This window comes from Ferdinandcohnia salidurans (genome assembly GCF_042680725.1).
GTDB lineage: Bacteria > Bacillota > Bacilli > Bacillales > Bacillaceae_L > Ferdinandcohnia > Ferdinandcohnia salidurans.
The window spans coordinates 136,368-152,110 of sequence record NZ_JBHUEK010000029.1 but is presented as its reverse complement, the minus strand read 5'-3'; the positions used below and the strand labels follow the sequence as shown (position 1 = coordinate 152,110).

Here is a 15,743-nt window from a genome sequence, read left to right as displayed (position 1 = left end):
CCAGAGTCAGATCAGTGCAGAATTCAAACAGAGTGTTTTACACAGCTCAAATAAAAAAAACACCTAAACCAAAATGGTTAGGTGCTTGTTATTGCTGTATTTAACGAACTTCAGAAGGGCTTTTCCCTGTGTATTTTTTAAACTGTCGGCTAAAAAAATGCAGATTATCATAGCCTAACGCTTGAGCCACTTCAGTTACCGACATTCCTGTATAATGTAGGAGATGCTCCGCCCTTTTAATACGAGCTTCTACAATATAGGAGCGCACTGACTTGCCAATAATCTCCTTAAACTTCAGCGAAAAATACCTTGGAGAAAAGTTCGCACGAGAAGCCAAGCTTTCAAGCGTATGTCCCTCGCCAGGATGTTGCTGTACGTAATTTGCCACTTCCCTAATCGCTGACAAGAGAGAAGTTTGAGCCTGGTCGTTTCGTTCATCATCCTGATGCTCCTCTCGTAAAAGCTGTATCATCAATTGTTTAAGGATTAACTTGGCCTCCGTTTCTGCCCCAAATGTTTTGATTAAAAATAATCGAACGTATTGTGTTAAGAGAGACTCAAAAGGGATTGCGTCTTGAATGGTGCGATAAGAATTTGGGATTAGGCTTGGTTCATTTTCTAAGTCAAAATGAATGTAGGTGATTGTAAGTGGATTCTGAGGATTCTGGGTGGCAGTCGTCCAATCGCCCGGAAGGAATAAAAAGCAACTTCCGCGTTTTATGGAATAATCTTGACCGTTTAATATCAAATTTCCTTCTCCACTCCAAACATAAAACAAATCATAGTTCGGAATAGGCTCTTTTCGCTTCCATTGCCAGTTTGGTTCACAGGTTATTGTCGCAAGAGATGGTTTCAAGATAAATTGCTCAGGATTAATACTCAGCATGCCGCTCACCTTCCTCACTTGTAAGGTTTATTATAACTATTTCTAGGGGCAGATCCATTCATTTATAAAATGTAGACCTATATATGAAACATATCCCCTAGAAAATATTGTATAACTTCCTAATCAATCTAACAAATATTATTTTTGAATAGAATCAATCTCATTTTTAGATTAATAAAGAATAAGTTGGTCTGTTATTTTCCTTATTGGTCCTCCACCTTAAAATACTCAAGCTCTTCTTCTGGTATATCCACCACGTGCTGAATATCAACGGCACCGCCCCACGAAGCTCCGCCAACATGGGTTGCCCGAGCATGTTGCCTTACATGTTCGTTATTATAGGGAATCCATCCGAAGTACACATCCTGCATCACAGGAAACATATTTGTAAAAATAGGGTCTGGTTGCTGTGCTTCTTCCCATTTTATCGATGCTCCCATCACTTTTTGCCATTCTTTCGGAAAGTCTGTTACCCCAAAAGGTGTTCCTTCAAAATCTAAAATCGTTTTCATTTGCAAACGAGGATAATAATTATGTATTCCTTCTGTAATATGATAATTACGTTTTCTCATCAAATAAAATTCTCCATAACTTACTTGGTCTTCAGGGTGAATATTCCAAAAAATCTTATAGGAACTTGGATCATTATTTGTTAATTTCAACACCCTGGGACTACCCGTTGAGCTTTCAAATTCCATCTGCCACTTATGGTTACTCCATACCCACAAGCTCATACCATATTTATTTTCTTCTGTAACTACTGGGACAAAAACGTATTTCTCATCAATTTCTATTACATCTAGAATCTCAGAAACTTCAGAATACCTTTTAAAAGTATCAGTTTTAACAAAGTCTGAAGGTTTAGCTAGATATAAGTAATAAATAACGAAAAGAAGAGCAACCAAACCGAGCAAACTTAGGATCATTCTTCGCTTCATTTACTTTCCACCCCTTTTAAAAAGACTTCTGCGGAGCGAAAATAATATTGCTTCTTAGGTGTTGCGATTAATAAACCTTTCCCATCTTCTTCAATAAAGATGGTTGTGACAACCCCGCTTCCCCATTTCTCCTTTACGCCCACCACTTGATATGGAAACCGTTCTTTTCGAGTGTTCGTATCTCCGCTCAGATACGTTTCCTCATACCATTTATCACTAAAAAACTTAGTTTCTTTCATTGTTGGAAGTAGTTTTTGTAATTCATCTTTTAGTAAGGTTACATCCTCTGCGGATGGATGAGTGTTGATAATTGTTGCATTTTCCACATTAGAAATATAGGTTGATAGATTGCTAGGCGCGTAAATAACATGCTGCAGACCAATCGAGGCTAAGGATAGAACTAAAAATAGAAAGTTCGCCAAAAAGCCGAGCCATGCATACTTCCGAAACCTATCCCAACGGCCTTCCTTTGATTTTAGAAAAAAGTAAAGAATCCATACACCTAACGGTAAAATGGGAAGCTTAATCAATGTATCAAACAAATTCATATTAAAGGAAAAAGAAAAAAGCCCAATAAGCAAAACAAGAATAATCTTCCATAATGTTGGTTTCACTTCTTGTTTTCTATAAGTTCTATAGGCTAAAAAACCAATCATTCCCCAACCGATTAATAACGTAATAACCGAAACGAGGCTAATTTTAAAATCTAACTCTAACAACGTAATTGATACCACCCCTTATTCTTACTACCCTCTTATATATTCGCAATTTTACGTTGAATTCCCTTTAGGAAAAAAGAAAATGTGCAAAGCCATGAAGGCCTGCACATTTTATTATTTATCTGTTGGGATTTCACAGCTTTCATCAGTACAAACTGCACCTTTTTCACCTGAAAGATCTTGGAGTTTTGGTGCTGGATGTTCTTCTTCCCAAACCTGTTGGAGTGCACCAAGGAATGTGGAAGTTGGCTGTGCACCAGAAATGGAATACTTTTGATTGATTACGAAAAATGGAACGCCGGTAACACCGATTTGTTGTGCAAACGCCTCATCAATTCGGACATCATTCGCATATTTCTTCTCATCTCTTAACACATTTAACGCATCCTGGCGCTCGACTCCCACAGATTCCGCTAGACCCGCTAGTACATCATGGTCACTGATGAGTTTTCCTTCCACGAAATACGATTGAAGAAGAAGCTCAGTAAGTTCTTTTTCTTTGCCTACGGTCGCTGCATACTTTGTAAGACGGTGGGCGTCAAAGGTATTTGTGTTTTTCATTTCATCAAAATTATAATTTAAACCGAGTTCCGCGGCTTGCTGACCAAGATTTTCGTTCATTTCCTTAGCTTGCGCCACTGGCATACCATATTTTGAAGCAAGTAATTCATGGATACTTTGACCTGAATATGGCTTTGCATTCGGATCTAGCTCAAAGCTTTTGAATTCCACTTCGACTTGATCACGGTTTGGAAATTGCTCAAGCGCCTGTTCCAAGCGCCGCTTTCCTATATAACAGAAGGGACATACATAATCTGACCAAACCTCAATTTTCATTTTTCCACACCTCATTTAGATTATTTTTCACCATGGTAACATATGCTTTCGTTAAATGCTCTTATCACGACCTATACATTAAAATAGTCTCGATGAAGTACTCAACTTTTAATAATGATTCACTTCCTATGTTTTAATATTCACTATTTCTCCGTCCTCCCCGCCTAAAATACAACTTTTGAACATTTAGTGAATTATATTTGACAATTTTGTGAACAAGATTAATAATATATAGTAGGAGGATGAGGAAAAATGAAATCTACTATGCTTGAGGCTGTTAAGTATTTTGGGGGAACAGTGCTTATTGCCGGTATCATTATTTTTTGTCTTGGATTCTTCGGAAGCGGTTCCAGTGTGTTAACAGCAATCGGAATCGGAACGGTCATGGGAGCAATTTTTGTCTTTTTGATGGGGTTATTTTTAATCGCGTCTGAAGAAATGTTACTTAAGGCACAAGGCGCAAACAAGATAAAATAAAACAATTAACTATTTATAGGCTTAGCCATTCATTTGGCTAAGCTTTTTATTTTGTTTCCGAATTATGTCTAAATACAACAAAAAAGAGTGCCTATAAAAGACACTCTTAGTTTTGTTACATATCCCAGACAAGCAGGAATAATGTACCGAATATTGTAATTAACGCTATAAAAATCATGAAGTATACATTTCCGTAGATTGCCCATTTATCCTTCGATTCACCAGCATGCATGAATACAATTAGTTGCAGCAATGCTTGCACAAATGCTGTTACAATCAGAATTGTTAGTCCTGCCGTAAAGGTTAAATCTAGGAAGTACACCGAAAGAGCAATAACCGTAAGAACTAATGAAAATATGAAGCCCATGACTTGTTTTGCTGGAAATAGTTCTCTCATATTACATCATTCCTTTCAAATAGATGAAGCTGAAGATGAAGATCCAGACTACATCTAGGAAGTGCCAATACAATGAAAAGATAAACGATTTACCAGCAGTTTGAGCAGTTAAGCCTCGTTTTCTTATTTGGAGAACAATCATAGTTCCCCAAAACAAACCAAATGTAACGTGAAGTCCATGTGTTCCCAATGTTGTTAACAACATCGCTGTAAACGCGCTTGTTTGTAGTCCAGCTCCGACATGGACATAGTGAACAAATTCATAGATTTCAACACCTAGGAAGGTTAAACCTAGAAGCAATGTGACTACGAAGAAACCTAACATCGCTTTTTGTCTGCCAAGGCGCATCGCATGAACCGCAAGACCGATTGTAAAACTACTTGTTAAAAGTAGAAGTGTTTCGATTAACACAGGTGTAATTTCAAAAATCTCTGCACCTGATGGACCACTGCCAACGCGGTTCTCTAATGTAAAATATGATGTAAACAAGGTTGCGAAAAGCATGATTTCGGCACCAAGGAAAATCCAGAAACCAAAAATATTTAACTCATTTTCGTGCGTACTATATTCAAGAGGTTGCGAGTGATCTAGTTTCATAACTTAGCACCTCCTAATTTTTCTTCTGTTTCTTTTACTTCTTCAACAGAAATATATCGTCCATGATCTTGTTCAAATGAACGGTATGCCATACAAACAAAGATACCAATTGTTGAAATTATCAACAGTGGCCACATAGCAAATACGAATGAGAAGCCCCATACAAAGAAGATACTACTCATGATAAATGGAACACCACTATTGTTCGGCATGTGAATCTTTTCAATTTTGCCTGGGAAGAGCTTGTGCTTTTTCTTCTTATCATCCCAGAATGGCTCACTTGAGTTCACACTTGGTGTTAATGCAAAGTTGTACTCAGGAACAGGTGTGTGTGTTGCCCACTCTAAAGTACGTGCATCCCAAGGGTCGCTTCCAATATCTCTAGGTGAATAACGGATGCTGTAATAAATGTTATACACAATTAAAATGAAGGCAATCGCCATGATTCCAGCACCAATGAATGAAAGCATGTTCAATGCACCAAAACCAGTAGATTCAGAGTATGTGTACATACGACGAGCCTGACCGTCTAACCCAGTAATATACATCGGGAAGAACGCTAGGACAAATCCGATTGATAGTGACCAGAATGCCCACTTTCCGATACGTTCATTTAACATAAAGCCAAACATTTTTGGCCAATAATATGTGAGTGCAGCAAGCATTGCGAATACTACACCAGGAATAATTGTGTTATGGAAATGTGCCACTAAGAACATTGTATTGTGATACTGATAGTCGGCTGCTGACATCGCAAGCATTACCCCGGTTACCCCACCGATTGTGAATAGTGGAATAAATCCAATTGAGTAAAGCATCGGTACTGTCATACGGATTTTACCTTTCCATAAGGTAAACAACCAGTTAAAGATTTTCACACCTGTTGGTACTGCAATCATCATTGTTGTAATGGAGAAGAAGCTGTTTGATGCTGCCCCTTGCCCCATTGTAAAGAAATGGTGCGCCCAAACTAGACATGAAAGAACTGAGATAATGACCATTGAACCAACCATTGATTTGTAACCATATAGGTTTCTTCCTGAGAAGGTTGAGATGATCTCACTATAAATACCAAACGCAGGTAGGATTAATATATACACTTCAGGGTGTCCCCATACCCAGAATAGGTTTGCCCAAAGCATATCCATTCCACCGTTTGTACTTGCAAAGAAATGTGTTCCAAAGAGACGATCCATTGTACCCATTGCTAATGCAACTGTTAATACAGGGAAAACTGTTACGATAATTAAGTTAGCAATTAAAGTAGACCATGTGAACATTGGCATTTTCATTAACGTCATACCAGGTGCTCTCATTTTAAGAATCGTGGTAATCATATTGATACCAGTCATCAATGTACCAAGACCCGAAATCTGTAACGAGAGCATATAATAGTTCGTTCCAACTGATTTACTGAACTCATTACCAGCAAGTGGGAAGTATGATGTCCAACCCGCATCAGGTGATCCCCCAATTACAAAGGAGATATTAAATAGCATTGCCCCCATAAAGAAGAGCCAGAAGCTAATCGCATTTAAGCGTGGAAATGCTACGTCGCGCGCACCAATTTGCAGTGGTACAACATAGTTCATGAATCCTATGATAAACGGCATCGCCATGAACATGATCATGACAACACCATGTGTTGTAAAAATTTCATTATAGTGCTGCGCATCTAATAGCTTTGCTTCAGGTGAAGCTAGCTGTGCACGCATCATAATCGCATCTACCCCACCGCGGAACAGCATGATCAATGCGGAGATTAAATACATAATACCAATTCGTTTGTGGTCAACAGTTGTTAACCATTCACGCCAGAGATAACCCCATTTTTTAAAATAGGTTAAGCCGGCGATAATTCCAATTACCGTAAGTCCAATTGCAACCATCGCTGCATAGATGGCGGGACTTGGATGTGGTATGGCAAAGCGTTCGAAGAATTCCATCCGTTGTTACTCCTTTCAAAAGAAGATGATGTTTAAAAAGTCCGGTGAATATGACACTTCGAATTTCTGTGTTGGCTTGCTTTTCCGTTCCTCACGTATTTACTGCATACGCTCCGGTACTCAAAGCTGCGCCGCCTTGAAATTCTTGGTCCTCTTCATCCTCCTTTTTAAACTCCTATCTGAAGTATAAATTCGGCGTTCAAGTTATATTTGTTGATTAATGATTGTTATGTTCTGTTTGACCTTCATGCTCTGTATGTTCATCTTCATGAACCTCATGACCTTCTTCAGCATCATCTGATCCATGGTCATGCTCTGGAGGTGGAGCGAATTCTAAGTGCGTTCCGGTGAACGTCATTTGTCCAAGATGCCCTGGTTCTAAAATCTCATCAAACTTTTCTTCAGTGAGAGGTTTCGCAGTTTCTTTAACCTCATCTACCCATTCTTCAAAATCTTTTGGAGATACGGCATTTACACTAAACGAATTTTCTGCAAATCCTTTACCACTAAAGTTTGCGTTTCGTCCCATTAGCTCACCCGTTTCATCGGCTGCAAGATGCAAGGTTGTAATCATGTCAGCCATGGCATACTTTTGTCCACCAAGCTGTGGAATCCAAAAGCTTGTGATTGGACCGTATGAATAAAGTCTGAATTCAAGTGGACGATCGGTTGGGATGTATAGATAATTGACTGTTTCAATATCCTCTTCAGGGTAGCTAAAATGCCATTTCCAATCGGAGGATGAAGCATAGATAACCAATGGTTCTTGCTCTTCATAGCCTTCGGGAGCTGACTCGACAATGTAGTTACTTTGAACCGAAACAACTGATAAATAACCAACAATTAAGATTGGAATACCAATACAAATCGCTTCAACCCAAGGATTTCCTTCAATATGTGGTGGCTCGTAATCCTCTGGCATTTTAGAAGCACGATATTTTACAAGCATATAAATTAACAATACGAAAACAACAATAACTACAAATGCCATGATTCCAATTGAAAGTAAGATATCATGGGCTTGCCTCTCGGCTTGTGGACCTTTTGGATCGAGAACCATTACTGGTTCACAGCCTGCAAGCACTGTGGCAATAGTAATAACCATCGATAAGAAAAACCATTTGATTTTCATAAGTGTACTCCTTTCCGAATGGATGCTCTTTATTCACAACTATGTGGCTGTGACGAATTTGTGTACAACTTCACAAAGTTGTCAAAAATTTTTTAGCTACTTGTTTTTTTCGTAATATCTAGAAAAAATTGAAGCTAAAATTTTATTTCGCGAAATTATTTTTTAAAGCTTATCACTGTGTAAATGATAATAACATGCGAGATAGCAAAAAGTTGTTACAGAAAAGGGAAGGAAGTTTTTGTAAAAAGTTATTATCTTAACATAAATGCCCCAAACCTTGATGTGACGCAAATCACAGCATTTTCTTGAATTTGAACAATTTGTTACAGATTTTAAAACGAAAAAAATCCTCGTATTTTTAATGGAATTTGAAGTAACCATCCATACTATAAAAAAGAGTTTCGAAAAGGTGGTGGGGACACTGAAATTATTGTTGGCAATGATGCTTTTCCTTTCTGTACAGCAGTTCCATCCTCAGGATAATCTATACATAACCTATAAAGGTGAACCAATCGCGACTGTTAATCGTTCTGAATACTCTATGCCCCTGCTTGGCATACCCACCTTGAATATAAAAAAATATACGGATTTTCTTACCTATTTAGAAGAACAAGTATACGAGGAGCCAAAGGACGCAAGAATTGGCAAGTCAAATGAAATCCTCAAAGAACATGTGGGCGTGAAGTTAGATAAAGATAAATTTTCAAGGCTATTCTATTCAAAGTTTTTCGGAAAAGGAGAATACCTTGAAGTACCGATTCAGCGAATTTATCCACGTGTTGATAGCGAGCTATTATCAACGATTCGGGTAAAACAGATTGGGCAGTATGTCACGCATTTTAACTCTTCTAATAAAGAGCGTTCCACGAATATTGCTCTTTCGGCTGCAGCAATCGATAGCTATGTGCTGTTTCAAAATGAAACCTTCTCTTTTAATAAAGTTGTTGGAAAACGAACTGCTGCTAGAGGATATCAGCCTGCACCTGAAATCATTCGTGGAGAACTAATTGAAGGAATCGGGGGTGGCATATGTCAGACTTCCTCCACGCTCTTCAATGCCGTTGATCGCGCAGGTGTTGAAATTGTAAAACGCTATTCTCACAGTAAACGTGTCGGCTATGTACCACCTGGACGTGATGCAACAGTGAGTTGGTATGGGCCTGACTTTCTATTTAAAAATACATACAATCAGCCGATTTTAATTCGTGCAAAGGTATATGGAGGAACACTTATCGTAACCGTCTACTCATCAGAGGATATCAATTATTCCCCTCGTAAGATTGTACCTAAAACCAAAAAAGGATAAATGTTGGTCATTCTATCAAAATCATTTCGACACCTTTATAAGTCTGGGTGAATATATTGGAAATGGGCTTAAAATAAGATACGAGATAATTTTATAGATGCATCGCGAACCTACAATATCCGATTTTAGGTAAGGGGGGAGCTCATGGAAAGGGATAAAAGAGCAACCGTTATTGCTGCTGCTGCATCTCAAGACAGTGGGAATATTTCAAACTCGACTCAAGGCCATTTTCAATATAAACCTCCTAATAATAGCGGAACCATCCTAGGCATAATGGGGGGCGTACTAACGATTGCCGGTGACGCTTTAGCAACTATCGGGGCAATCATTCAGCTAAATACAGATACTGCTGCGGACTTTCAATCTCAAGTAGAAAGTTTTCAATCCGATCAAGAGAAGAATAAGATGCAGGAGGATATTGATAGTCTTCAGGAAAAAGTGAAACAGCTTGAAGAAATAATTAAAAAAAATCAAAGTCAAAACACGAACCAAAATCCAAGCCTAAATATGAACTATAGTCGAAGTCAAACCATTAACCAAAATCAAAGTCAAAACATAAACCTTAGTCAAAGCAATAACATGAACTATAGTCAAAGCCAAAATATGAACTATAGTCAACGTCAAAACATGAACCAAAATCAAAGTCAAAACATGAACTATAGTCAAAGTCAAAACATGAAACATAGTCAAAAACAAAGGAAAAAGAAAAAAAGAGACCAAACATGATTATTTTGGTCTCTCAATTTCAAAAACGTCTCCAATTTTCGCATAATAATTTCCCGCCAAGCGACTTACCGCCCCTAATTTTTCTTGATTGATCCTTCCATTACTATATAAATCCTCATCAATATGAAACTGAACGACTTTTCCGATTAATAAATCACTACCAGGCATATCCTCTTGACCACCTAATTCGATTGAGTGCTCTAATATACATTCAAAACGAATTTTAGATTCCCTAATCCCCGGTACTTTTATATTCTTACTTTCAACCGGAGTCAGCTTGGCACTTTCAATTTCACTTTCATTCGGTGGAAGACTTGCTGCCGTCATATTGATTTTTTCTACATTACTTTCGTCCACAATATGAACGACAAATTCTTTTCCTTCTATAATATTTCTAGCTGTGTCCTTCATTTCCCCATCTTTTCTTTGGACCGATATTGAAATAAGGGGCGGATTTGAAGACACTATATTAAAATAACTAAAAGGTGCACCATTTAGCGTACCTTCCTTTGAGATTGACGTCACAAATGCGATTGGCCTCGGGATGATACTTCCAATTAAAAACTTATAATTATCCCTTTCAGAAGCTTTACTCGGATCAATTGAAATCAATTTTTTTCTCTCCTTTTAATCAAGACTTCTTACTTCAAACGGTAGTAATACATTTTCTATTTTCTGACGGTGGGGTTCATATTGTGGAGGTAACTTGAGTTCTGAACCCATCTCCTTATACTCTTCATCAATGCCAAAGCCTGGAGGATCTGTTGCAATTTCAAAAAGAAGTTCTCCGTGCTCTCTAAAATAAATCGCATTAAAATAATTTCGATCACGTACGTCTGTAATGCGGTAACCATGATCGGCAATGAATTTTTGCCACTCTAGTTGTTCCTCATCATCCTTTGCTCGCCAAGCAATATGGTGGACGGTTCCAACACCCATTTTACCTTTTTCCCCAGGTGTTCGTTTTACATCGATGACATTTCCAATATTCCCTTCAGATTTAAATCGTATAAAATCTCCTTCGGCTCCAATCCGCTCTAGACCCATAAGTGTTAGGAGCTTTTCTGTTTCTTCAGGCTGAGAGGAAAATAAAATCGCACCACCAAATCCTTTAATTGCTACATCAGAGGTTATTTCGCCAAATTCCCACTTGTTGTTTACGCCTTCTTCTCGTTCTACAATTTCTAGCTGCAATCCGTGGATATCTTTGAATTGAAGAAACTGTTCGCCGAAACGTTCCGTATTCTGATAGGAAATTTCAAATTTTGATAACCTTTCTTCCCAAAAAGACAGTGCCCCCTTTGGAACCACATACGTTGTTACCCCAACTTGGCCATCTCCAACTTTTCCTTGATATGCATCTGCCCACGGGAAAAATGTAATGATACTCCCCGGATTTCCAACATCATCTCCAAAATAAAAATGATAAGTACCCGGGTCATCAAAATTGACCGTTTGTTTTATAAGGCGAAGCCCTAATACACCAGCATAAAAGTCAACATTCTCTTGGGGATGTCCAACAATCGCTGTAATATGATGAATGCCTGCTGTTTTCATAGTAATTATTCTCCTTTACTATTTATCTAATTATTTTCCAACAAAATATGAAAGAATATTCGATCTGGTTATCTTAAATTTATTTATCTTGAATTCAAGATAATTTTATAAAAAAAGAGGGACGTTGTCAATGTCTAATTCTTACGGATATCGGACAAAAAGTTGGAGATATCGGACAATGGCGACGGGATATCGGACTTAGCTTTGAAGTTTATCAGACATAAATGTAATTATTTCGGACATAACCAACAATTTATCGGACATAACTCCGTCTTGAGCCATATATAAAAGCCTTCAGGTTCATTAACCGGAAGGCCAAGTTAGAAAAAAGATTTTAGGAAGCAAGAAGCTTTAGTGCAAATTGTCTACCAAATTCTTTGCAGATTAATAAGTCTTTTTCGTTTGGAGTGAGCTCGATTTTTAACGGTGAACAGATGATATCCGCTCCACGTTCTTTTAATTTTCCAGTAAGCAAATCAACCGCTCCACCATAATTTGAGTAGAGTGTACTTCCTGAACCGAACACTGCGCTCTTTTTACAATGAAAATCAAGATGATCCAGCTCATCATAAAAGTCTAAAAATTCATCAGGGAGCTCTCCATCTCCCCAAGTATAGCTTCCGAAGATAATCCCATCGTATTGGACGAGTTCCTCTGGGTCTATTTCAAAGCATTCCTTCACGTCCAACTGGATTCCTTTTTCCTTCATACCTTCTGCAATATACGTTGCCATTAACTCTGTATTTCCAGACATACTTGCGTATACAAGAACGGCATTATTCAAGGTCATCACCTTTTCATTAATGGTTTGCTTTTTTTCTAAGCTTTTCTAGCTGTTTAATGATGATTTTCCTTTGACCTTTAAGTTCAATTAAGCCTTGGTTTTGAAAGGCTGATAGCCTTCGACTAAGTGTTTCCTGTGAGGTTCCAAGATAGGATGCAACGTCGGCTTTGCGAATCGGCAATTGAATCGTCATTGATTCTCCATCCTGACCGTCTATCAACTCAACTAAGTAGCTTGCAACACGTTTTTCTACGTCCTGTGAGTTCAATTTTTCAATATGTGATTCTGATTCATGAAGTCTACTTGTGATTTCCTCCAGAATCTTCAATGATATTGTAGGATAGCTTAAGAGTAATTGATGAATGTCCTTTTGGTGGATGGTGCAAACCTCAGTATCTTCCATTGCCTCCGCAAAGCTTGTGGTCGGCGACTTTGAAAATAGCGAAAGCTCACCAATGAAGTCACCTTCTTCTACAAATCGGATAATTTGCTCTTTCCCATTTTCAGTGATTCGGTACATTTTTACCAAGCCTTTGTGAACTATGAAAAGATGCTCAGAGAGCTCATCTGAATGGAATAAGAGCTCCCCTTTTTTTAGGCGTTTTCTTACCGCGACTTGTGAAATTTCAGCCATTTCATTTTCGTTTAAATGGTTAAAAATCGGAACCCTCGAAATACATGATGTTATCATGTGGTTACAAGACTGACAGGACATTCATCTTCTCTCCTTTGTCTATAGTTCAGCCACCACCTTCTGTTGAAAACTGTGGCTACTGTTTTTTGGTTGTTTTTCTTTGTAATGGACAAGTCTGAGTGCATTCAGAATGACTAGCAAGACACTTGCCTCATGAATAAACATACCAGATGCTAGGAAGACTGTCTTTGTTAAAACACCGATTAATAATATTGTCACAATTGCTACTGCGAAATACATATTTTGCTTCATGTTTTTAACGGTTGCTTTAGCGAGACCTGTTGCTAATGGGAGGCGATCAAGTCTGTCAGACATTAAGACGACATCAGCCGTTTCCATCGCCGCATCTGTTCCCGCTCCACCCATCGCAATTCCCACATGTGCGGCAGCGATTGCTGGGGCATCATTTATTCCATCCCCGACCATCGCAACACGATGTCCATTTTCCTTAAGCTCTTTCAAAATTGACACCTTTTGTTCAGGAAGTAACTCCGCGTAAAAGCCGTCTATCTGCAATTCCTCAGCAACTTTTTCTGCTGTGGCTTTATTATCTCCGGTTAACATAACAACCTTCTTGATTCCGGAGCGCTTCAAGTTTTGAATGGCATTGACAGCATCTGGGCGAACTCTATCTGCGATTGAGATAACACCTATTACTTCTTGTTGTTGCGCAATTAACACGGCTGTGCGGCCTTTTTTCTCTTCTGCTTCAGCGTATGCAAGGATCTCTTTTGATAGAGTAATTTGATGATCTAGCATTAGTTTTCGGTTTCCGATCAGAACGAGTTTGCCATTCACTTTGGCCTGTAGCCCTTTTCCTTTAAAAATTTCAAAATCCTGTGGAATTGAAGTTATCGCTAGTTTTCTTTTTTTGGCTTCTTTTAGAATAGCTTTTCCTAAATGATGTTCTGAATATTGCTCTGCAGTTGCGGTAAGTTCCAGTAAGTTGAGATCTTCTTTTCCGAAGCCTTTTATTGCGGTTACTTCAGGTGTTCCCACTGTTAACGTACCCGTCTTATCGAACGCGACGATATCAACCTTCGCAAGCTGCTCCATGATTTCTCCACCTTTTATAAGGATGCCGTTTTTCGCTCCGTTCCCAACCCCAGCCACAATTGAAACCGGTGCGGAGATGACAAGTGCGCCAGGGCAAGAAATAACAAGGAAGGTTAAAGTAAGTTCGATATCCTTTGTAAAAAGATAAACGAGGATGGCGAGCACAATAATGAGTGGTGTATAGTACCCCGCAAACTTCTCTAGGTATTTTTGCGTTTTGGCTTTTGTTTCCTGGGCTTCCTCCACGAGTTGGATAATTTTCGCGAAAGTGGTGTCATCACCGGTTCGTGTTGCTACAAGTTCTAGATAACCGGAATCAAGAATCGTACCACTGTATACGGTATCGTCCCTTTTCTTTGAAACAGGGACCGCCTCACCCGTAATGGTTGCTTCGTTCACACTTGCATTCCCACTTAGGACTTTGCCGTCAACCGGAATTTTTTCACCTGGATGCACAAAGACGATATTCTCTTTTTCTACGTCCTCTGCAGCAACCATGACCTTTTCACCTTTTTTTAGGATTCTAGCTTGCAGTGGCGCAAGGTCCAACAACGTTTTTAGAGAAGATCTTGTTTTTTCAAGTGTGCGAGATTCAAGGTAAGCACCTAGTAAAAACAGAAATGTCACCGCAGCTGATTCAATATATTCACCGATAATGACTGCTCCTATTACGGCAATTGTGACAAGGAGCTCGATGCTAATAATTTTTAGACGAAGGGATTGAATCGCCTTCGTCATGATTGGAATGCCAGCTACTAATGTAGCGAGTAATAGGAAGATATCTCTTGCTACTCCTACATCCATCCACCCTAAAATTAAGCCGGCTACCAACAGAAATCCTGTGAGAATAACGACTTGTTTTTTGCGCAACCTTTTCATGTTAATCCCCCACCTTCGTTACTGAATTTTGGTAGATAAAACAGGATAGCCGAGTCTAGTAAGTAGTTCTTTATATGCTTTTGGGTTTGCCGTATCCTCTTGGTAAGAGACCTTTACTTTTCCTGAGTTAAATAAAACCTTAACGTCTTCAACTCCTTCTTGTTTTGATAAAGCTTTTTCGATCTTCTTAATGCAGCTTGGGCAACTAAGTTCTTCCATTTGATAAGTAGCTGTTTTCATCCTTTTTTCCTCCTTCTGTTTACATCTTTATTGTAAGCGGAGGAAAGAAGAGAAACTTTGACGTGGGTCAAAAATGGGGATGTTTTGGGGATTGATTTTCGAAGGCAGGGTGATTTTGTACTTGATGTGCTGATAAATTAGTGCGTGTGTCACAATTGTTGACTCATTCCGATTCGGCTTACCGGATTAATAGACTCTCTGTCAGAATCAAGGCTTCTTTCTGACTCAAGGAACTTAGAAATTGTGGAGGGAGTCGCAATCTGCAGCTCTTTGCGACACCACTCAATCAAATATTAGATTCTCTGTCAGATTCAAGGCTTCTTTCTGACTCAAGGTACTTAGAAATTGCGGAGTGGGTCACAATCACCAACTCTTTGCGACACCGCTCAATCAAATAATAGATTCTCTGTCAGAATCAAGGCTACTATCTGACTTAAGGTGCTCTTAATTTTTGGGGTGTGTCACAATCAGCGGCTCTTTGCGACACCGCTCAATTAATTAATAGATTCTCTGTCAGAATCAAGGCTACTTTCTGACTCAAGGTGCTCAGTAATTACGGAGTGGGTCACAA

Annotated in this window: 17 protein-coding genes; 3 read left to right on the top strand and 14 right to left on the bottom strand. The window is 38.8% G+C overall.

All coding sequences use genetic code 11. From position 1 onward, the window contains the following. Positions 1-100: 100 nt before the first annotated feature. From ACFSFW_RS20180 to ACFSFW_RS20165, 4 genes are all read right to left on the bottom strand, one after another. Positions 101-886: a helix-turn-helix domain-containing protein gene (locus tag ACFSFW_RS20180; protein WP_388040820.1), complete on the bottom strand. Its 786-nt coding sequence runs from the start codon at positions 884-886 to the stop codon at positions 101-103. 203 nt (positions 887-1,089) lie between these two features. After that, positions 1,090-1,824 carry a hypothetical protein gene (locus ACFSFW_RS20175; protein ID WP_388040818.1) on the bottom strand — a complete coding sequence of 245 codons (735 nt, stop codon included), beginning with the start codon at positions 1,822-1,824 and terminating at the stop codon, positions 1,090-1,092. After that, complete coding sequence (locus ACFSFW_RS20170) at positions 1,821-2,543, bottom strand: hypothetical protein (RefSeq protein ID WP_388040815.1); 723 nt, start codon at positions 2,541-2,543, stop codon at positions 1,821-1,823. Before ACFSFW_RS20170 ends, ACFSFW_RS20175 begins: the two co-directional genes overlap by 4 nt. Positions 2,544-2,657: 114 nt before the next feature. Next, complete coding sequence (locus tag ACFSFW_RS20165; protein ID WP_388040812.1) at positions 2,658-3,380, bottom strand: DsbA family oxidoreductase; 723 nt, start codon at positions 3,378-3,380, stop codon at positions 2,658-2,660. 252 nt (positions 3,381-3,632) lie between these two features. On the opposite strand from ACFSFW_RS20165, the gene ACFSFW_RS20160 reads away from it, so the two are divergent. Then, positions 3,633-3,857, top strand: coding sequence for a hypothetical protein (locus ACFSFW_RS20160; protein WP_304215266.1), 225 nt, complete (start codon positions 3,633-3,635; stop codon positions 3,855-3,857). 115 nt (positions 3,858-3,972) lie between these two features. On the opposite strand, the gene qoxD is transcribed toward ACFSFW_RS20160, so the two are convergent. The 4 genes from qoxD to qoxA all read right to left on the bottom strand — a co-directional run bounded on the left by qoxD (position 3,973) and on the right by qoxA (position 7,930). Then, positions 3,973-4,254, bottom strand: a complete 282-nt coding sequence (gene qoxD / locus ACFSFW_RS20155) for a cytochrome aa3 quinol oxidase subunit IV (protein WP_304215267.1) — start codon at positions 4,252-4,254, stop codon at positions 3,973-3,975. 1 nt (position 4,255) lies between these two features. Continuing rightward, positions 4,256-4,852 (bottom strand): cytochrome aa3 quinol oxidase subunit III, encoded by a 597-nt coding sequence (qoxC, locus tag ACFSFW_RS20150; RefSeq protein WP_099353954.1) that lies wholly within the window; start codon positions 4,850-4,852, stop codon positions 4,256-4,258. Next, positions 4,849-6,798: a cytochrome aa3 quinol oxidase subunit I gene (qoxB, locus tag ACFSFW_RS20145; protein WP_388040807.1), complete on the bottom strand. Its 1,950-nt coding sequence runs from the start codon at positions 6,796-6,798 to the stop codon at positions 4,849-4,851. Before qoxB ends, qoxC begins: the two co-directional genes overlap by 4 nt. A 217-nt stretch (positions 6,799-7,015) precedes the next feature. After that, the gene (qoxA, locus tag ACFSFW_RS20140; RefSeq protein ID WP_388040804.1) at positions 7,016-7,930 is read right to left on the bottom strand and encodes a cytochrome aa3 quinol oxidase subunit II; all 915 of its coding nucleotides are present in this window, start codon (positions 7,928-7,930) and stop codon (positions 7,016-7,018) included. Between the two features lie 439 nt (positions 7,931-8,369). Between qoxA and ACFSFW_RS20135 the strand changes: the two genes are divergently transcribed. Beyond that, on the top strand, positions 8,370-9,236 hold the full coding sequence (locus tag ACFSFW_RS20135) for a VanW family protein (protein WP_388040881.1): 867 nt from the start codon (positions 8,370-8,372) through the stop codon (positions 9,234-9,236). A 144-nt stretch (positions 9,237-9,380) separates the two neighbouring features. Continuing rightward, positions 9,381-9,962: a hypothetical protein gene (locus ACFSFW_RS20130; protein ID WP_388040802.1), complete on the top strand. Its 582-nt coding sequence runs from the start codon at positions 9,381-9,383 to the stop codon at positions 9,960-9,962. Here the strand turns inward: ACFSFW_RS20130 and ACFSFW_RS20125 are convergent, their stop codons facing one another. The 6 genes from ACFSFW_RS20125 to ACFSFW_RS20100 all read right to left on the bottom strand — a co-directional run bounded on the left by ACFSFW_RS20125 (position 9,963) and on the right by ACFSFW_RS20100 (position 15,172). Further along, a complete protein-coding gene (locus ACFSFW_RS20125) occupies positions 9,963-10,574 on the bottom strand; it encodes a flavin reductase family protein (protein ID WP_388040800.1) in 612 nt (203 codons plus the stop codon). It abuts the gene before it with no gap. A 15-nt stretch (positions 10,575-10,589) separates the two neighbouring features. Further along, positions 10,590-11,525 (bottom strand): ring-cleaving dioxygenase, encoded by a 936-nt coding sequence (locus tag ACFSFW_RS20120; RefSeq protein WP_388040879.1) that lies wholly within the window; start codon positions 11,523-11,525, stop codon positions 10,590-10,592. 328 nt (positions 11,526-11,853) lie between these two features. Continuing rightward, positions 11,854-12,303, bottom strand: coding sequence for a flavodoxin (locus tag ACFSFW_RS20115; protein WP_388040799.1), 450 nt, complete (start codon positions 12,301-12,303; stop codon positions 11,854-11,856). A gap of 16 nt (positions 12,304-12,319) precedes the next feature. Beyond that, entirely contained in the window at positions 12,320-13,018 is a 699-nt protein-coding gene (locus ACFSFW_RS20110) for a Crp/Fnr family transcriptional regulator (RefSeq protein WP_388040797.1), read from the bottom strand. Between the two features lie 18 nt (positions 13,019-13,036). Continuing rightward, positions 13,037-14,932, bottom strand: a complete 1,896-nt coding sequence (locus tag ACFSFW_RS20105; protein ID WP_388040795.1) for a heavy metal translocating P-type ATPase — start codon at positions 14,930-14,932, stop codon at positions 13,037-13,039. 18 nt (positions 14,933-14,950) lie between these two features. Continuing rightward, positions 14,951-15,172, bottom strand: a complete 222-nt coding sequence (locus ACFSFW_RS20100; RefSeq protein ID WP_388040793.1) for a heavy-metal-associated domain-containing protein — start codon at positions 15,170-15,172, stop codon at positions 14,951-14,953. Positions 15,173-15,743 lie beyond the last annotated feature (571 nt).

Excerpts from the sequence above, each read along its gene's own strand:
- ACFSFW_RS20180 (WP_388040820.1), bottom strand. The coding sequence starts at position 886 with ATGCTGAGTATTAATCCTGAGCAATTTATCTTGAAACCATCTCTTGCG.
- ACFSFW_RS20175 (WP_388040818.1), bottom strand. The coding sequence starts at position 1,824 with ATGAAGCGAAGAATGATCCTAAGTTTGCTCGGTTTGGTTGCTCTTCTT.
- ACFSFW_RS20165 (WP_388040812.1), bottom strand. The coding sequence starts at position 3,380 with ATGAAAATTGAGGTTTGGTCAGATTATGTATGTCCCTTCTGTTATATA.
- ACFSFW_RS20160 (WP_304215266.1), top strand. The coding sequence starts at position 3,633 with ATGAAATCTACTATGCTTGAGGCTGTTAAGTATTTTGGGGGAACAGTG.
- qoxD (WP_304215267.1), bottom strand. The coding sequence starts at position 4,254 with ATGAGAGAACTATTTCCAGCAAAACAAGTCATGGGCTTCATATTTTCA.
- qoxC (WP_099353954.1), bottom strand. The coding sequence starts at position 4,852 with ATGAAACTAGATCACTCGCAACCTCTTGAATATAGTACGCACGAAAAT.
- qoxB (WP_388040807.1), bottom strand. The coding sequence starts at position 6,798 with ATGGAATTCTTCGAACGCTTTGCCATACCACATCCAAGTCCCGCCATC.
- qoxA (WP_388040804.1), bottom strand. The coding sequence starts at position 7,930 with ATGAAAATCAAATGGTTTTTCTTATCGATGGTTATTACTATTGCCACA.
- ACFSFW_RS20135 (WP_388040881.1), top strand. The coding sequence starts at position 8,370 with ATGATGCTTTTCCTTTCTGTACAGCAGTTCCATCCTCAGGATAATCTA.
- ACFSFW_RS20130 (WP_388040802.1), top strand. The coding sequence starts at position 9,381 with ATGGAAAGGGATAAAAGAGCAACCGTTATTGCTGCTGCTGCATCTCAA.
- ACFSFW_RS20110 (WP_388040797.1), bottom strand. The coding sequence starts at position 13,018 with ATGTCCTGTCAGTCTTGTAACCACATGATAACATCATGTATTTCGAGG.
- ACFSFW_RS20105 (WP_388040795.1), bottom strand. The coding sequence starts at position 14,932 with ATGAAAAGGTTGCGCAAAAAACAAGTCGTTATTCTCACAGGATTTCTG.
- ACFSFW_RS20100 (WP_388040793.1), bottom strand. The coding sequence starts at position 15,172 with ATGAAAACAGCTACTTATCAAATGGAAGAACTTAGTTGCCCAAGCTGC.